This window comes from Domibacillus robiginosus (genome assembly GCF_000966195.1).
Classification (GTDB): domain Bacteria; phylum Bacillota; class Bacilli; order Bacillales; family Domibacillaceae; genus Domibacillus; species Domibacillus robiginosus.
This window is the reverse complement of the sequence record NZ_LAHL01000022.1, coordinates 18359-35380: the sequence shown is the minus strand read 5'-3', so window position 1 is coordinate 35380 and position 17022 is coordinate 18359. Positions and strand designations below refer to the sequence as shown.

Sequence of the window (17022 nt, the reverse complement as noted above, 5' to 3'; positions counted from 1 at the left end):
AAAGAAAGCTAAAACCTAAGTGTAAACTTAAGCTGATGAAAAATTATGGATCGATTGTAAGAGTGAATATAGAGATACAGTAAGAAACCTGTATGCGATTGATGTATCATACTGCTAAACCGATTGGCTGTAAACGGGTTAATCAGTAGTTGACCGAAACTGTTGAGCATGAATACTTAACGTAAACGTTTAGTTAGAACGAACAGAATGTAAGGCGCGCATGGCCTCTACAACGTGGTGCCCCCAATGAGTTTCGAAATCGAATTTCCAATGCCAGATTGCTTCTAGTGGTTCATTTCGCCGATATAATAGAATTCCTTTTTTTACATCTTGATAAATATCCAAGATATCATCAGTCAAGCTTCCTTGAATAGGTTTTTCTAAGTGATAAGGTTCGAAGATGGTCCAATACATTTCATACTGGTCAAAATCTACTTGTGGCAAGGTTAAATCGGAGCTTACTGTCTCTGTTGCATCAGATACCACTTGAGGTAAATACAACGCTTTTGAATACAAATCAGAAAGAGAAAAAAGGAGTTTATTTAGATGGTTAATTCCATCATTTTTATTAAATGAATCAATTAGATGACAGTAATGTAATGCTGATTCCAAAAAGTCTTCTGCTGCTTCAAATTTCATTTTCCATCCCGCCTCATTTTTAATCATAATCAATGACAGTTTTGCGTTAGCTACTCCATTATTTTAACAGAAAAAATAAATGATAAATTCAAATGAAAAGAGCGTGACAAACATTACTTAGTGCATTCCTTACTAATTTCGCACTTAAAAGATGGGTTTCTTACTCAACAGTACGTCCATATAAATGAGCAACACTATTCGCGATTGGAGTTTGGCCGAGCTGGTTACACTCCTTTTTCGTGTCGCTCGCTTCGCATTGCTCCAACATTTTTTTAGAGCAGGCATCGAGCCTGCCCTAAAAAATGGCGCTCACCCGTCATGGGTTTCCCCTTCTTCTCTCAATTGTAGCAAGCCGGTCAGACGAAAAATAAAGGAGCTTCCTTCGATTTCAAAATTTTTTTTGGAACAGCACCAAAAAATTTTTTGAAAGTCTTCGGACTCCTCCCTGATTTTTGCCTGCCCTTCTTGCTAGTGTTCTTCCATGAAGAAGGGAGGTGTTCACATGGAGATAGCAAAAGAAATCGTGCTCATGACAAAAGAAATTGTTACGATCTTGTCGATGATTTTCACAACGTTCTTCGCATTCAAGACGTATCAAAACAACATGAAAAAAGCTTCGAGGAAAAAGAAATCCTCGAAGCGCCGTAAGCAGTATAGCAGCAGATAGCATCTGCAACAGGTAAGGAGGTAGCCGCCTCCTTACCTGTTTTTATTTTAGCATGATCTGAAAGAAAAGATACAAAACCATTATTAGAAAAAGGGCAGCATAGATGAATAAGTCAGGAAGTAAAAAGCACAAAACCCTTGATAAATCAACATCCCCATAGACCACAAGTGGTCTATTATGAAAGATCAAAAATCAATATTATCTATCCTTTTACTATCTAAACCAAAACCTGCTTTGTATCCTAGTATTCCAGCATCTTCTTCTAACCCTTCTTTAATCGGAATTTGAGTATATTTACTAATACGGGATAAAGCAGGCTCAAAACTCTCTAATAAAGAAAATAAAGCATCATAGCAAATGTGCGGGTCTGATATTAATTTTTCGTCATAGAGTTTTATGTAGTAATCTGTAATAATGCCTACCCTGTTTAACTTCAAAATAAAGTCATCTACGTCGTCTTCTCTAAATATTATTGAATTTCCATGTGAAAATAATCTTTCAGCTGTTTCTATTAAAAAGTAGTCATGATATAGCTTGTACAATTTTATTATTGCTAATACTCTCTTAACTTCCCTTTCAATATTCTTTGATAAAACCTTCAAATTACTACTAATAATTAAATAATCGCTAAGAAATTGTTCAAAGACATTTATGCGTTCTTGAAAATCAAAATAATCATTAGCGTATCGACTCTTTGGTTGATCTTCGGTTTTAGATTCGATCATTTCCTGTATTCTAGCGTTTTCATATACTCTTATAAAGCTAGAATCGGCATATTGAATGTTATCTTCTATTGTTGAAATTATGCTTTTGAAGACTTGCTCGGGATCTGGAGTAGAATCTTTATTGATTCCACTTCTAGTATCACCTTCAGATTCAACATATCTGGTTATTTTAAAAACTAAAGGAGAATAGAAATTTTGATATTGCTCTTTTTTATATTTTATATCTTCTCGCTTTTTAGTTAGACGATGTGAAAAATATTGTGCAGTTGACGCTGCACCAAATGCTCCCCCAATTGATAAAATAACTGTCCAATCAAATGCCATATTAAATCACCTTCTTATAAATATAAATGTATATAGACATAAAAAAGAAGGACTGTGCATGTCCTTCTTTAAAAAGTCATCCAGATAGTGATTTAATCTTACCACTACTTTAGATATGAATCAGTCTACATTTCTATTTTCCTTACCCTGCTTTCGGAAATCCTTTAATTGGTTAGTTTGGCGACCGATCAGTTAAAGGAGTAGCACAGGGATTTTATACAAAAGAATTAAAGACACAAAACCATTACTAGAAAAAGGGCAGCATAGATGAATAAGCCAGAAGGAAAAACTGAAAAAACCTTTATAAATCAATGTTTTTATTGACTACATGTAGTCAATGAAATTCCTAAAAAATTATTGCAATGATTAAAGCTAATGCAATACAAATTACGGCTCCAATCTTAGATTGTTTAATAATTCGTTCATCATCTTTACGTAAATATTCAAAAAATGTAAGTGTAAAGTAACAACATAAAACGATTAATGCTGTAAAAAGCATACCTGCTTCCAGTGAATCAAAATTAGTCATTGTACCATCAACCTTTTTTATGTAATTATTTATTCTAAAAAAGAGCGCCACTGATAATGAACTGCACCCCAATTGTTAGACACAGTCTAACAATTGGAGGTGCAGTTTTTTCTATGACCAAATATTCTTTTGAAACTAAATTGGAGGCTGTAACTACCTATCTTGAAGGAACGGAGTCTATTATTCACATTGCTCAACTGTACAATGTGAATAGGTCGGTGCTACAAAGATGGATCGCCACATTTCGAGAACATGGATGGGCAGGTTTTCAGAAAACATATACAAGTTATTCGGCAGAGTTTAAAATGGACGTACTAAACTATATGAACGAAACGGGAGTGTCTACCGAAGAAGCCTCGGCGGTCTATAACATCCCTTCCCCAGGTACAGTCTGGAAGTGGAGGCATTTAGTTGAAACGCAAGGAATAGACGCTCTTAAACCAAAGAAAAAGGGGCGTCCATCGATGAAAAAAGAATCCCGAAATAATCAGCCGGCAGAAGGAACAGAAGAAGCATTAAGAGCTGAAAACGAGCGCTTACGGATGGAGATTGCCTATTTAAAAAAGTTACAAGCCTTAATTCAAGAAAAGGAAAAGTTACGGCACAAGACAAAGCGCAGGTAATCTACGAGTTAAGGCATGAATTCAAAGTAAGAGAATTAGCCAAAATTGCCGGCATTCCACGGAGTACTTATTATTACTGGGTAAAACAAGCGAATCGACCAGATAAATATGAGGAAGTGAAAGCAGTCATTCAACAGATTTTTGATGAACATCAGGGTCGGTATGGCTATCGCCGTATCACGCTGGAACTACGGAATAAAGGCTATTTATTGAATCACAAAACGGTCCGTCGCTTAATGGGGAAAATGGGGTTGAAATGTCTTGTGCGTATGAAAAAATATCGCTCTTATCGCGGCAGCATAGGGAAAATCGCTCCAAATATTCTGGAGCGTCATTTCGAGGCGGCGAAACCAAATGAGAAGTGGGTAACGGATGTAACCGAATTCCATTTACATGGTCAAAAGCTATACTTGTCCCCGATTCTTGATTTATACAACGGAGAGGTTATTTCTTATCACCTTGAAAACCGTCCTATTTATTCCCTTGTTTCAAGGATGTTAACGAAGTCTTTTGAACACTTAAAAGATGGGGATTCCCCTGTCCTTCACTCGGATCAGGGCTGGCATTATCAGATGAAACAGTATCAACAAGTTTTAAAGGAGCATGGGATTATCCAAAGTATGTCTCGTAAAGGTAACTGTTTAGATAACGCAGCCATGGAGAGTTTCTTTGGCTTATTAAAAAGTGAATTACTCTACTTCAAAGAATTTGAAAGTATGGAGCACTTTAAGCAAGAATTAGAGAAGTACATTCATTATTACAACCACAAACGGATCAAGGCAAAACTAAAAGGCATGAGTCCGGTCCAATACCGGACTCATGCCCAGGAAGCTGCTTAAAATTCGTGTCTAACTTTTTGGGTTCAGATCATAAGCAGCACTCTTTTTTATTCTTCCATTGAGTACATGTAGTCAATTATTAAGCCCGATAAATAGCAAAAAGACAAGTCCAGCAAGATATAATAAGATTGTTTCAAGCATAGTTATGTTTTCTTTCAGACCTTTCCAAATTACAAATCAACTGGTTTATTTGTAAATAATAACACAATAAAAGAAGTGCGGCTCTTAGCTGCACTTCTTTTTATTTATTGCTAAAAGCAAACCCAATTTTCTTATCCTCAATTTTTAATTTTGCTTCAAATGATTTCTTTGTTTTAGAAGATTTAAAGCCTTTTATGACAGGGGTTATCCCTTTTTCTAGCAAGTCTTTAATGTTTTTGTCCGTTAATTTCTTGGAAGCAATGGTTTTTCCGATAGAAAACGTACAGCCATTTGAGTATTCAGAGCAGCCAATAAGTGTTTTCCGGTCTACCATGCGCCCTTTTTTACAAACCGGACATACACCGTAACTGGATTGTGTTTGTTGCTGTTCCACAGCCTTTTGGATAGTCGAGCCATCCATTTTTTCGGGCATCGTTTCAATCAAATTCTGTACGAACTTTTTAATGTTCTGAATAAATGTTTCGGATGAACCAGAGCCTTCCCCGATCTTTCTTAAATAGGATTCCCATTTTGCGGTCATAGAAGGACTGGATAACAAAGTCCCTTTAATTGCTTCACACAAAATTTCGGCTTTTTTGGTACTGAATACAATGTTTTTCTTAACGTCCAGATAGCCGTTCTTTTTAACCGTTTCGATAATTCCAGATCGAGTTGCTTCAGTGCCGATCCCCTCTACTTCTTTTAAAATCTCACTATCCGCTTCATCATCGACCATTTTCCCTGCCGTTTTCATGAGGTTGATTAAGCCACCTTCTGTAAACGGCTTGGGAGGGCTTGTCTTCCCTTCTTTGCTGTTTAGGACTGCTACTACATTTTCATCTTTAGAAACGCTTGGCAGCACGTTATTTGAAGCCGTTTTTTCTCCTTCATCCTCTTTTTGGTGAGAAAACAGCTCTTTCCATCCTTTTTCAAGCTCTACTTTTCCGATTGTCTCAAATTCAATGCCGTTTACTGCCGTTGTAATTTTCGTTTCCTCATACCGGTAATCTTTATGGAACATTGCCAGCGTGTTCCGCACCACTTCATCATAGATATTCTTTTCTTCTGGTGACAGGCTATTTATAGTCGATTCAGCAGGGACATTTTTAGTCATGATGATGGCATAGTGCTCTTGAACCTTAGAGCCATCTACATACCGTTTATTTGGTGTTACATTCGGTTCAAATTCTTGGCCAAGTAGCTTCTGGTATCCCTCAACAACCTTTACTAGATAATTGAACTCATTTTCAGTAATAAAATTTGTGTCGGTACGAGGGTAGGTGACGAGCTTTTTCTCATACAGTGATTGCATGGTTTTTAATACAACTGCCGGACTATACTTCCACTTTTTATTCGCGACTGTTTGAAGTGTAGAGAGTGAATGTAGTTTTGGTGATTGCGTCCGTTTTTCTTTTTTCTCTAATGCCAGGACGGTTCCCGGCATTTCACTGTCCAAGATCGCTTCATTTGCTAGTAAAAAGGCATTTAATTCATCCAGTGTATCGGTCTTTATTTTGGCTTTACCTTCATATTGACCACCAGCTGCAGCGAACTTTCCAACCAACTCAAAAAACGGCTTCGAGACAAAGTTTTCAATTTCTTTTTGGCGCTGATAAACCAGATAAACTAAGCTGCTCTGCACCCTGCCAATACTTAATGTTTCCCGAACTCCTTTTTTGGCAAGCAGCAAGCTGAACAATTGGCTTCCATTAATCCCTACCAACCAATCAGATACCTGACGAGTATAGGCTTCTTTATACATTAATAAATCCTTCTCATTATCCAACAGGTTATTAAATCCTTTACGGATTTCATCAACCTCTAAAGAGTTAATCCATAGTCTTTTGATTGTCTTGTTTTTTGCACCGGTCATTCTATAAATGCTGTAAAAAATATTAGAACCCTCTCGATCAATGTCACAAGCGTTGATCGCAACATCACAGCCGTTAAATAACTTTTTTACAGCATTGAATTGCGCTTTTTTATCTTCTGCCACTTTAAATTCAAAGCGCTCCGGAAAAATCGGCAAGTTGCTTAAATCCCAACGTGACCATTCTTCCTTGTACTCATTAGGCATTTTTAAAGCGACTAAGTGACCAATCCCCCATGTGATTGTAGCTCCATTAGGAAACGTGCTGCATGGCTTCAATTCAATATGTGTTTTTTCTTTTTGGGCAACGTCAAACGCTTCTGCATAGGCTTTCGCTTGTGAAGGCTTTTCAGCCAGAATAATAGTCTTCATTTATAGTCCCTGCCTTTCATTTTTAAAATTGTTCGTGTTTAACTGTCTTTTCAGCTGCCAGGGATCCAAATAATGTTCGTCTTTTAAACAAAGTTTTGTTAGAGGGCGCTAAAAAACTTTAGCGCTCTAATTCTCCTGCCAGTTGTTTTGTTTGACGGTTCTCCCTTCCAGACGGTTCTTTTATGGTTGCAGCTGGCTTGACTGTTTCCATGTTCAATTCCTGTCTAATGCGTGGTGCAATAGAATGAATATAGGCATCTTCTTCTCTGAATAATTCATTGTCCCAAGCTGTTTGAAGTTTATCATAAATATTCTTATCAATACCGGTCTTCTCCATCTGGTTAAGTGGATGTAAATATTCACCCTTTTTATAACTATTACTGAAAACATTTATCGTATCACCCTCTGGAATAGCTACCGTATACCTAATTTCATTAAATTTCAATTTACTAAAATCAGCGTTATTTACCAAACCGAATTCTTTAAAATCGGGCATAGCACCATGTATCATCATAGAAGGTTCCGCAATATTTAATGTACCACCATGAGCCTTTTCATTTACGTATAAAGCTATGTCATTCAGAAGCGTGTTGTGATGTTCTGGCTTTAAATTCATTTCAGAAACCATTTGCTGGTATGGGTTCTTGTAATAGTCATCCCCTATGTCGTGCCGGTCTGGATTAATGATTTCGAGCTTATCAGCGTTTGGAAAAATCACATGGTAACGGGTTTTATAATAGCCAGCTTCTTGACTTTGTTCTTTGCCAATCTCCTCAAATTTTTCGTTGGCTTCACCAAATCGCATTAATTCATTATTCTTTAGCTTTTCGCTTTCAGACCATTGAATTAAAACAGTTGGCTTCTCAATTTCAGACTTATCAAAGACCTTAAAAGCGTTACCCATTTCTTTTTCCAATAGCCCAACTTCTTTATCGGTTAGCACCTCGGCCGAGTATAAAAGTTCTAATTTCTGTTTTAATTCTTCATGCCGATCTTCTGGATAGGCTTCAATTCGTTGCGTGACAGCTTGTTTTAACTCGTCTAAAGATACTTCATTTATACTTGCTTCTGATAAAGAACCATACTCGATCAACATGATAGTGGAAAGCTCTTTTGAATAATCTAAATGGCTGTCGATCACATCAATAAACTCACCAGATGTTTGACGGACTTCATTTAATAACTGCTCTTTATCCTTTAATTCAGCATCCTTTGTCCAGCTTGCTAGATAAGGCAATGAAAAATTCTCCATGTTGATTCCATAATGAGTAGCCACCACATAAGCGACCATTTCTGCTTGAAATTCTTTTTCATTGGTAGATAAATTACGCCCACGTTCCTTTTGTCGGTCCCGATTATGCAATTCAGCATGAGCCAACTCATGAATCATGACAGGAACATTGTCAGCCATTGTGTTTCTTGGATTCAAAGCAATTACATTTTTATCTGGAAAAAAAGCACCTTTAGCCGTACCAAGCTCGACACCGGCAGGAGGTTTGTCCAGCAGCTGCACCCCGATCTTGTCAGCCAGTTTTTCAAAAGCCTTCATAAATTTTTTATCGTTTTCAACCGTTCCCTCACGATGATAGCGACCAAAAATTTCAGAGACTGCAAGACCTTTTTCGCGCGCATTGGTTTGTGTATATTCGAATACATAACCAATCTTGTAAAACATTCTCCGGTGCTTTTGTAATACACCTTTTTCTAGCAACTGTTTTTCTTGTGGCGTAGCTTTTGATACCGGCGCCCATATATCTTTTCCTTCCGAATCAACACCACGTTTAAAAAATTCAACCGGATTAGGGACTAAAATTTTAATGCCCTTTTCCCCTTTATTGACACTAGCTCCTTTTGATTTCCAAAAGTTGAATGAGCCGACTGCACTCGCACCCGAAAATTGTTGATTGATTAAAGCCATATTACGTGGTGAATACTTATGGAAGTTTGCCATGAAAGCTAAATGCTCTTGTATCTTTTCTTCGCTTTCAAAAAAGCTCTGTATTTGGGAATCCATTGAAGCGGTTAGTTCATCAATTTCCTTTTGTTTTTCTTCTGGTGATTTACTTTTGTAATTACGTTTGTACGCCATTTTCAGACCGCCTTTCTTCACCGTTCATATTGAAATTCTTTATTTTTAGAAAAACTCATGCCAGGGATTTTTTGATTTTGCTTTTCCTGTTCTAATTTTCTTTGCTCCCTCAGATCATCGTTCCAGTCTTTATTTTTCGGAACATCGACTTGAACGATTTCACCATCCCATTTTTCAGTAAACTCTCTACCTGCTTTATCGTTATCAACGGCAATAATTACTTTTTCAAGTTCTTCGCCACGCTCTTTACATTCCGAAGCCGTTTGCTCTATTCCTTTTATAAGAATTTGATCTTTTAAGCCAGACATGGATAAGAGACGAATGTGTTCTGGACGAATCATGTCGTAATAAGAAACTAAATCAATCGGGCTTTCAAACACTGCAATTTTGTTTGGCCTGCCTATATCAAGCGTAAACCCACCGTCACCTTTGCTATGCTCCATGATCTGCTTAAATGTTCCCCGTTTATTCTTCATTTTCGTTGTGCCTTGCCGATCAGCCCCAACTATTTTTCCATCTTTGTCTCTCCACTTAAAAATAAGGTTTTTCATTTTATCTTCTGCAATCAAATCGTGTTTTCGTAATGCCAAGACTACTTTTTCATCAATGCAGCGTTCATTTACTAAATAATTTTTGGCATTTTCAATAGAAGAAACTTCATAATGCTTTGGGTAAGTAAATCCTTTATTTGCATCTTGGGAAAAGTCCATCGTCTTGGTGATGTTCAATCCATTTACATCCCGAACCGCTTCTTGAAACTTCATTTTGTAAAGCTCTCTTGCTAAACTAATTGCACCCATTCCGCCGGTACTTCGACTATTCCAGTACCATTTTCCATTTGTATTAAACACTAAGGAATCATGCTCTGCATGACGATAATAATTGTGTCCTTGCTTGATGATTGGTTCGCCTTTTGTCTGTAAATAATCCAAAACATGAACGTTAGCTGCTTGGTCAATTTCAGATTTCGACACTATATCACCCACTTTTGAACACCTCATTTTTAGAATTGGAAAGGGAATCAGTTATTTATTTTCGTTTTCTTTTTCAAATTCTTCTGGATCAAAGTCAGCTGCACCATCTAGTTCCTTCATAAACACTTCTGGAAAATATTCTTCCATGACTTCTGTGTTAACTTCGATTAGCAATTCTTTTGTGACACTGTTAAAAGGGACAATAAAAATTCCTTGTTCAACAGCTTCAAATATTGGAGTACGAGTAGTATCAGTGAGCTTGATTTCATAATCTTCACCATTGAATGTGACTAAAACTTCATCTTCTCCAACGCCTTTAATCGTTGCATAATCTAAATTTTTAAAAAGCTCTTTCATTCTTTTCCATCCCCTTTAGAGTGTTTTTTTTGTTTCAAATTTGAGATTCTTTCATGCACCACATTTTCAGCTTGAACTAAAAAAGGCGGCTTATAAAGATCAGTTGTTGCGATTGTATCTTTATCGGAAGCCACCATAAACCCCTGCAATAATTCAATTAAAATTTGTGTATTCCGGTCTGTATTATTCGTTCCTAACCGAATACGCTTCATTTCCGTTTCAACATTTTTCTTGATGCCAGTATCAATTTCTTGCAACAATTCCAGTTTAATTTGATTTGTAATAAAACGCAGATCAAACATATTGTTAGAATACTCTTTATGCTGCTTTAAAATCGTTTCAAGAGCGATACTGCTGTTATTGCCATGACTTTCTATATACTCATGCCAGTGCGGGTCTAAATAATATCTCTTTTGTATTTTTTTATCCTCAGACAAATTCATTCACTACCTCTCCTGTTCTTTTTCTTGCTGCATCCTTTCAAATTCACGCTGATTTTTTAAATGCTGCAAGTTATCATTCATGCTCCGATTAATGGTGTAAATAAAATTATTGATTGCCCGTTCCCGTTTAATTTTTTCGAATTTATTTTTTGGTTCAGATCGGGCAGCACTCTTTGATTCATAGTCGTATTTTTTCACTTCTTTTAAAATGGTGTTTCCCATTCTTTTATAAAGATCATCCATTTTCGTTTCTTTGTACTGCTCTGCTTTTTTGGTATCACCATAGGTTCGTTTGTACAATTCAACTTCTTTATTCAATTGTTTTTCAAATTCTTCAAACTCATTTTTGAAATGCCTTTGAATGTACATATCCGTCAATTTATCAATTTCCGGTCTTACATTTTTGATGCCATTCATGCTGTATGCCCACAGCCGCTTATCTTCGGGCAACATGATATGAATTTTTTTAAACTGCTTCACCATATCCCGATTGACGACACGATTTTTCAAAGACAGTAAATCATCATCACGTTTTGTTTTTACAACTTTTTCTCGAATAAATTCATTCAGTTTTTCATTTTCTTTGCTTCGATCAAGAATTGTACTCGCCACTTTTGACTTCATACTATCAATAGATTTCTGCTTTCGTTTTCCCCGATCTCGAAAATTTTTCGTCTGGACAGTGGCAACATGAACATGAATGTTATCTGTATTGTAATGAATGGCAGCAGACCAAATCGCACTATCGGCTAATCCTTCTTTTTTAATCATTTCATTTACTGCATTTCGTGTCGCTTGCTTCACTTTTTGTTCATCCATAAAGCCATCTTTCAACACGCCGTTTTCTTGCAGCCATTCATTATCAAAAGAAATTACATCCTGCCAAAGAATACTTCCTTTTTGTTGCGATTGCTCAAAAAGGGATTTTAAATCTTCTTTTTCTTTTTCACTTAACTTGTCATTACTTGAAGTAAACAAGCCAGTGGATTTTTCTTCATTACTCATATAATCTTGATAATTTTGAAAATCGTTTTCGTTCGAGTGAGTGTTTTTTCTGTCCATGTAATTCAAATAATTATTAAAATTATTTTTTGAACCGGACGATAAAATAAACTTGGATTTAATCACTACGGCAGGTCTTATAGGATTATTCATCGTCGATCAACTCTTTCAAAACGGATACTAATTCATCTAACGTGTTCGAGGTTTTTTCCATTAAAAGCGTGTTGGCTACAAGCTGCTTTTCCATACGGTCAACATGGTTATCCTTCATTTCTAAAATTGAGAAATCCTCTATTACATTTTTGAGGTACTCGTTTCTTGAAAGCCCCTTTTTTCTAGCAAGCTCGTCGATTTTTTTTACAGCCGTAGGCTCAACATTTCTGATCTTCACTTCCATTCCCTTTCCCCCCTTTCAAAAAAACAAAGTTTTGTTATTTGGTACACCTTCATTATACAACAAAGTTTTGTTAAAAACGAATGCTTGGGGGGAAAGAGTGAGAAAGAGCATAAGGAAAACGTGTCCCCACTTCCAGTGTGGAACTAGGCAGAGCCTAGTGTTTTCGTGGGTACACGAAATTTTGATTTTGTCTCAAGTTTAGACAGTAGAAAAAGGGTACTTGTCTAAAGTTTAGACAGTAAAAATCGCTGTTTGTCTTAATTTTAGACAGTAAAAAAATCATGGTTTTTGTTTAAAATTGCAAATCATCCTTGCGCTGGTTTAGTCTTTCGATTTTAGTTTCCAAAGATTTTATATCTGTTTTTAATGTTTCATTATCTGTATTGTAGGATTCAATTTCTTGTTCCATTGAGTAAATTTGATTGTTGGTTACTGTCTGTTCATCGACAGTCTGATAAATCAATTCTCCTTTTTGTTCACTAATTTTTTCATTGATTTTCTTCACGATTAAATTGTTTTTCTCGATTTCCTTTTGCCGGTCTTGGATCTCTTTTTTCGTATTTCGAATCATTTCATCGGTTACTTTTATGGCGTATTCTTCAATGTCTTTTTCTGAAATGTCACCACGATCTACCACCGTTTGGTCTGCATAAACGCTTGTGATAATTGCATCTTTTTCTCTCTTTTTTAGTTGATCTTCATCGAATACTTCTTCCTCAAAATTCATTTCATCCTTTACTAATCGCAACGCAACCTGACCAAAATCTTTCGGTATTTTACTGATGTTTACGATGTAAATGTCATTCGATGAATAAACAATTTTAGTCGGCAGCTCGTCTTTCACATTCACTTTTGATACTGCTTTAAAATCCAGATCAGACATATAACTCGTCAGTCCAGAGGTAGTAAGCGTTACTTGCATTTCATTATCCTTTTCATCATATATCCACTCTTTAATTGTGAATTTTCCTCTGCCGTTTACGTTAAATTCTTTATTGATTTCTGTACTTAAAACATCGACTTTATCAGCCAGGAACACTTTACTAGATAAGAAAAAACCGAAGCCTAACATAAAAATTAAAGTGACTGCCACATAGATATTTGACCAATGAGTAGCCAGCTTTTTACGTTTATTTTTCTTCATGGCAACATGCCCCCTCCTTTAAGATAACCAATGGCATCAATGCTTGAAATTTCACCTTTCATGCTATTAATTGGCGTAAGTTTTGATACTTTATATGTCCCACCTTCCTGCTCAAAATCGAGCAGCACATAAGAGGAATCTTTTTCTTTGTAGCCACTACTTATAAACTCCAATTCAAAGTTATAAGACACAACTACTTGCTTGTTTCCTTCGCCTTCCATAAACACTTTAATGTCAGTAGCGCTTGTTTTTAAGTCACTTCCTTTTTCATCTATTCCATCGGAAGGGAACAGGGTTTTAATCATTTCATCGGTCATGTAATGGTCTGCATTTTGCTTAACCATTGCAAAATTATCAGGTGTTACATTGTAGATATAATCAATAAACCGTTCAGCAGAATTCACTAAATCTTTCTGTCCACCAGATTGTCCAGCTTCATTTTCTGTTTCCGTTCCTTTCACTTCTCCCTCTACTTTTTCAGTATTTGCGTTACCAGCTGTAATCTGTTTTTCCTTTTCCAAAGCAGAAATTTCATCGTTCAGCTTCCCGATCTCTTGCTCTTTTTCTTCTAGCAACAGTTTTGCTTTCTGGTTTGTTTCTTCTTTGGCCGAGGTTAATTTGTTGAAAGAAAAGAAATTGGCAGCAACCGAAATGACCAGTACCATAATCAATGTAACTGATAGACCTTTCTTCATTTTTTCATCTCCTTTTGCCATCCAAGATGTGAAAATCCATTATTGGACAATCCTTCTCACGTGACCTTTCCATTGCTTTTTTCCACCCCAATATGAGTTGGATAAAAAATTAGAAATGGAAACTCCACCCGTACTTTGAGCTCCAATAAATTGATCGTTTCCAATATAAATGGCAACGTGACCATCTACTTTATAGGTATCCCAAAAGATCAAATCCCCTACTTGTATATCGCTTATCGGCACTCTTTGGCCGAGGTGTTTTAGTGTCTCCGTAGTTGCTCCCATCGGTCCCAAATTTACACCGGCTTCTCTATAAGCCCACCAGACAAATGAAGAACAATCAAAGTCCCTTCTGGCTATGGACGCTTCCGTTCTGCCACCGCCCCAAACGTACGGACGACCTAATGCAGTCATTCCAGTTTCAATTGCTTTTTTCGCAGCACCCGAAGCATTTACAACGGTTCCACCACCAGCTCCACCTACTGCTGTTGCCGGTAAATACCTCAACACAGCGTCAACGTATTTAATATCTCCGTAGCACGCATTATGCTGAATCGCTTCTTCTCGATGGCATCTGTAAATGCCAGTGTGAGCTAACTTCTGGTACATCATTTGTGAAAAAGAGATCGCTAATTCATATGTGTAAGAGCCACCATTTCGCTTTACATAATCAATAAAACCGCCACCGAAATTATAAGACTGCAACGTTAACTTTATATCGTTATTGGCTTTTGCCATTACGTCTAAAAAGTGTTTAACACCATATTGGATACTTTCAGAAGGATTCGTTATACATCCGATATAACCGCATTTCGATTCACTCGCCTGCATCGGGTCATTACCCCGACCACCACTTTCTTGCGACATTAAGGCGAGTAACAACGGTGTGTACTCGCCTTTTCCATACTTATTTAATTCACTCCTAATTGCATCTTCATATTGCTTAACCGATGCGGGAATCGGCTCTAAACCATATCCAACAACCCCAATTCCACTGCCAGGCGATGTACTTGATTCATTGCTAATAATATTTGAAACTATAGTAACCATACCGGCAATCATGATTACTAGTAAAAGGACAGCCAACAAAGCTGCTCCTATATATAACTTAGCTTTCAAGCTAAGTAAGTTTAACTTAGCTTTGATCGCTTTTTTGATTGCTTGTTTGGCAAGTTCATTGGCTACATTTTTAGGTGCAGCACTTTTATTTATCATTAAGCACCACCACCAAACATTTTCATTTCATTACTTGGAATCTCTACTTTAAAGGTAATGTTTTTCACACCCGAAATGGATAAAACCAGATGCCCTGTTTCAAATCTTGGGATCGCCGCCAGCTCACTATCTGTAATTTGTCCCTCAAAAATCATCTTCAAAATTGGAATGGTAATGCTGTCCTGCTGCGCGATAAATTTATATTGCGTTAACTGGAACAGCTTCTTTATGTTCTCTGCATTTTCATTATTTTGACCAACCCCATAATTCGGCACAAAGTCACTGATCGAATGGGATACAAAGAAAATGCCACCAAAATACTTACGTGCTTCACGCATAAAACGTTCAATGTACTGGACAGCCGGTTTTGAAATATCTTTCGTATTAATGATGTTGTGCGCTTCGTCTATGACGATCAAATACTTTACAGCTTCAGTCGCTTCCAGTTCCCCACGATTAAATTTTCTGAACTGGTGCGAACCGTTCACGATCATTCCATCCCAAAGCATGTTCATGATATTAAATAATTGGGCTTGGAATACTTCACCCTGCATGGATAAAAGAGAACGAATCGGAAAAGATACAACTTGTTCTTCATCAAATGACTGAATAGACGAATGACCATTAAAAATCTGCCCGTAAATATCAACGATACTTTGTACAGCCAGCTCAATACTGCTTAAAAGTAAAACAGTATTACTAGCTAAGTTTTCATTGATCTTTTCACTAGCAATATCACTGTAAAGTTCCTTCCGAATTAACTGTAAAAAATCCGAAAAAGTAGGGTACTCATTCGGCTGAAATGATGTAACAGCAATCTCATTTTCTTTATCTTCCGACCACAAACCTTTTTCAATATAAAGCTGTCTTAGCAACGATGAATAAAGAGATTTTTCATCATCACCGGCAGTTGGCTTTAAGAAGTTATAGAAAACTTTCAGTTTAGACAAGTGCTGCATAAACGATAATTCTTCATTAGTTGAGCCATCTTCTTTAACGGCTGTCTTATAAACGTGTAATGGGTTAATGATTCCCTCACTTCCATCAAGGGCGATCTGCTTGCCACCAAGCGCTTCAACTAATCCGGAAAACTCACCGGTTACATCTAAAATCCGTACCTTGTTTCCTTTGATTGCTTGTTCAAGAACGGTCTTTTTTAAGAGTGTCGATTTACCAGAACCCATCTGCCCCACCATCAAGGCATTGTAATGTTTTCTCTGCTTATCTTTGTGAAAGAGATCGAGTACAATCGTTCCACCCGTATAGGTTGTTCCTAGAAAAGTACCGGTTGCATCATTTAAAGAAGTATAGTGAAAAGGATAGCCACCGGCTATTGTTGAAGCCTGTATTTCCTTGCCTTTTCGCTTATTTGTGTACTTGGCTTGTGCCTTGTAACTTTGAAACATTCCGTCCCATTCCCACTCCTGTTCATTCAGCAGTACAGCAGCCCGAAAGTTCATAGCTTCCATTTCTTCGATCACTTTTTTTGTATTCACTTCAAGTTCTTCCAGCGTTTTTCCCTTCACGTATAAACGTAGGTGTACGTACTTTAAAATCTCACCCACAGTTAGGTTTTCATATAGCTCACTTAGCTCTGCATACTGCTTGCGGGCATCAATTCTTTCAATGTTATCTTTTGCATTTTCAAAACGGATATTTTGCTCGGCCAGTGCCTTGTTGATCTGGTCTACCACTTCACGCTTATTCGCATTTGAAATATCAACCGTACACAAAACATTCGGCATGTTGATGATCGGTTCGAGCCAGTAATCATTTACGATATTCTGATACTTGTAAACATGAAGCGAGGTCATATAGCCGTCACCCAAGCGTATAAAGTTAGGTAAAAACTTAACTCCACCATTAGGTTGAATGGATGAAACAACCATTGGGTTATAACCTTTTTCGCTTTTTACTTCTTCATCGGTTTGCCCCTTGCCAAACATATCTTTCAGCTTTTCGATCATGTTCATGTAA

Annotated in this window: 16 protein-coding genes; 2 read left to right on the top strand and 14 right to left on the bottom strand. The window is 37.0% G+C overall.

The genetic code is table 11. The features are described 5' to 3' along the window. Positions 1–189 precede the first annotated feature (189 nt). Positions 190–639 (bottom strand): DUF5063 domain-containing protein, encoded by a 450-nt coding sequence (locus VP97_RS13035; protein ID WP_050182292.1) that lies wholly within the window; start codon positions 637–639, stop codon positions 190–192. A 502-nt stretch (positions 640–1141) separates the two neighbouring features. Here VP97_RS13035 and VP97_RS23875 point away from each other — a divergent pair. Then, on the top strand, positions 1142–1306 hold the full coding sequence (locus tag VP97_RS23875) for a hypothetical protein (protein ID WP_156153494.1): 165 nt from the start codon (positions 1142–1144) through the stop codon (positions 1304–1306). Between the two features lie 185 nt (positions 1307–1491). Here the strand turns inward: VP97_RS23875 and VP97_RS13030 are convergent, their stop codons facing one another. Both VP97_RS13030 and VP97_RS13025 read right to left on the bottom strand, forming a co-directional pair. Continuing rightward, positions 1492–2355, bottom strand: coding sequence for a hypothetical protein (locus VP97_RS13030; protein ID WP_050182291.1), 864 nt, complete (start codon positions 2353–2355; stop codon positions 1492–1494). Between the two features lie 346 nt (positions 2356–2701). Continuing rightward, positions 2702–2884 carry a hypothetical protein gene (locus VP97_RS13025; RefSeq protein WP_050182290.1) on the bottom strand — a complete coding sequence of 61 codons (183 nt, stop codon included), beginning with the start codon at positions 2882–2884 and terminating at the stop codon, positions 2702–2704. Positions 2885–2997: 113 nt separating this feature from the next. Between VP97_RS13025 and VP97_RS23305 the strand changes: the two genes are divergently transcribed. Beyond that, positions 2998–4346, top strand: a protein-coding gene (locus VP97_RS23305; protein WP_156153493.1) for an IS3 family transposase whose coding sequence is annotated in 2 segments (ribosomal slippage) — positions 2998–3457 and positions 3457–4346 — 1350 coding nt in all. Because the reading frame shifts where the segments join, the coding sequence is not laid out codon by codon here. A 241-nt stretch (positions 4347–4587) separates the two neighbouring features. On the opposite strand, the gene VP97_RS13010 is transcribed toward VP97_RS23305, so the two are convergent. From VP97_RS13010 to VP97_RS12960, 11 genes are all read right to left on the bottom strand, one after another. Then, a complete protein-coding gene (locus VP97_RS13010; RefSeq protein WP_050182287.1) occupies positions 4588–6729 on the bottom strand; it encodes a type IA DNA topoisomerase in 2142 nt (713 codons plus the stop codon). Between the two features lie 118 nt (positions 6730–6847). Beyond that, entirely contained in the window at positions 6848–8818 is a 1971-nt protein-coding gene (locus VP97_RS13005) for an LPD25 domain-containing protein (RefSeq protein ID WP_050182286.1), read from the bottom strand. Positions 8819–8835: 17 nt separating this feature from the next. Beyond that, entirely contained in the window at positions 8836–9804 is a 969-nt protein-coding gene (locus VP97_RS13000) for a DUF3991 and TOPRIM domain-containing protein (RefSeq protein WP_172656765.1), read from the bottom strand. 39 nt (positions 9805–9843) lie between these two features. Beyond that, positions 9844–10149, bottom strand: a complete 306-nt coding sequence (locus VP97_RS12995; protein WP_050182284.1) for a hypothetical protein — start codon at positions 10147–10149, stop codon at positions 9844–9846. After that, positions 10146–10592: a hypothetical protein gene (locus VP97_RS12990; RefSeq protein WP_050182283.1), complete on the bottom strand. Its 447-nt coding sequence runs from the start codon at positions 10590–10592 to the stop codon at positions 10146–10148. Before VP97_RS12990 ends, VP97_RS12995 begins: the two co-directional genes overlap by 4 nt. Before the next feature lie 3 nt (positions 10593–10595). Further along, positions 10596–11747: a MobP2 family relaxase gene (gene mobP2 / locus VP97_RS12985; protein ID WP_050182282.1), complete on the bottom strand. Its 1152-nt coding sequence runs from the start codon at positions 11745–11747 to the stop codon at positions 10596–10598. Further along, positions 11740–11991, bottom strand: coding sequence for a hypothetical protein (locus tag VP97_RS12980; RefSeq protein WP_050182281.1), 252 nt, complete (start codon positions 11989–11991; stop codon positions 11740–11742). The genes mobP2 and VP97_RS12980 overlap by 8 nt, the downstream gene beginning before the upstream one ends. A 292-nt stretch (positions 11992–12283) precedes the next feature. Continuing rightward, the gene (locus VP97_RS12975) at positions 12284–13135 is read right to left on the bottom strand and encodes a coiled-coil domain-containing protein (RefSeq protein WP_050182280.1); all 852 of its coding nucleotides are present in this window, start codon (positions 13133–13135) and stop codon (positions 12284–12286) included. After that, positions 13132–13830 (bottom strand): hypothetical protein, encoded by a 699-nt coding sequence (locus VP97_RS12970; RefSeq protein WP_156153492.1) that lies wholly within the window; start codon positions 13828–13830, stop codon positions 13132–13134. Before VP97_RS12970 ends, VP97_RS12975 begins: the two co-directional genes overlap by 4 nt. 39 nt (positions 13831–13869) lie before the next feature. Continuing rightward, the gene (locus tag VP97_RS12965) at positions 13870–15045 is read right to left on the bottom strand and encodes a bifunctional lytic transglycosylase/C40 family peptidase (RefSeq protein ID WP_082220347.1); all 1176 of its coding nucleotides are present in this window, start codon (positions 15043–15045) and stop codon (positions 13870–13872) included. After that, positions 15045–17018, bottom strand: coding sequence for a VirB4 family type IV secretion system protein (locus VP97_RS12960; protein ID WP_245629887.1), 1974 nt, complete (start codon positions 17016–17018; stop codon positions 15045–15047). The genes VP97_RS12965 and VP97_RS12960 overlap by 1 nt, the downstream gene beginning before the upstream one ends. Positions 17019–17022 lie beyond the last annotated feature (4 nt).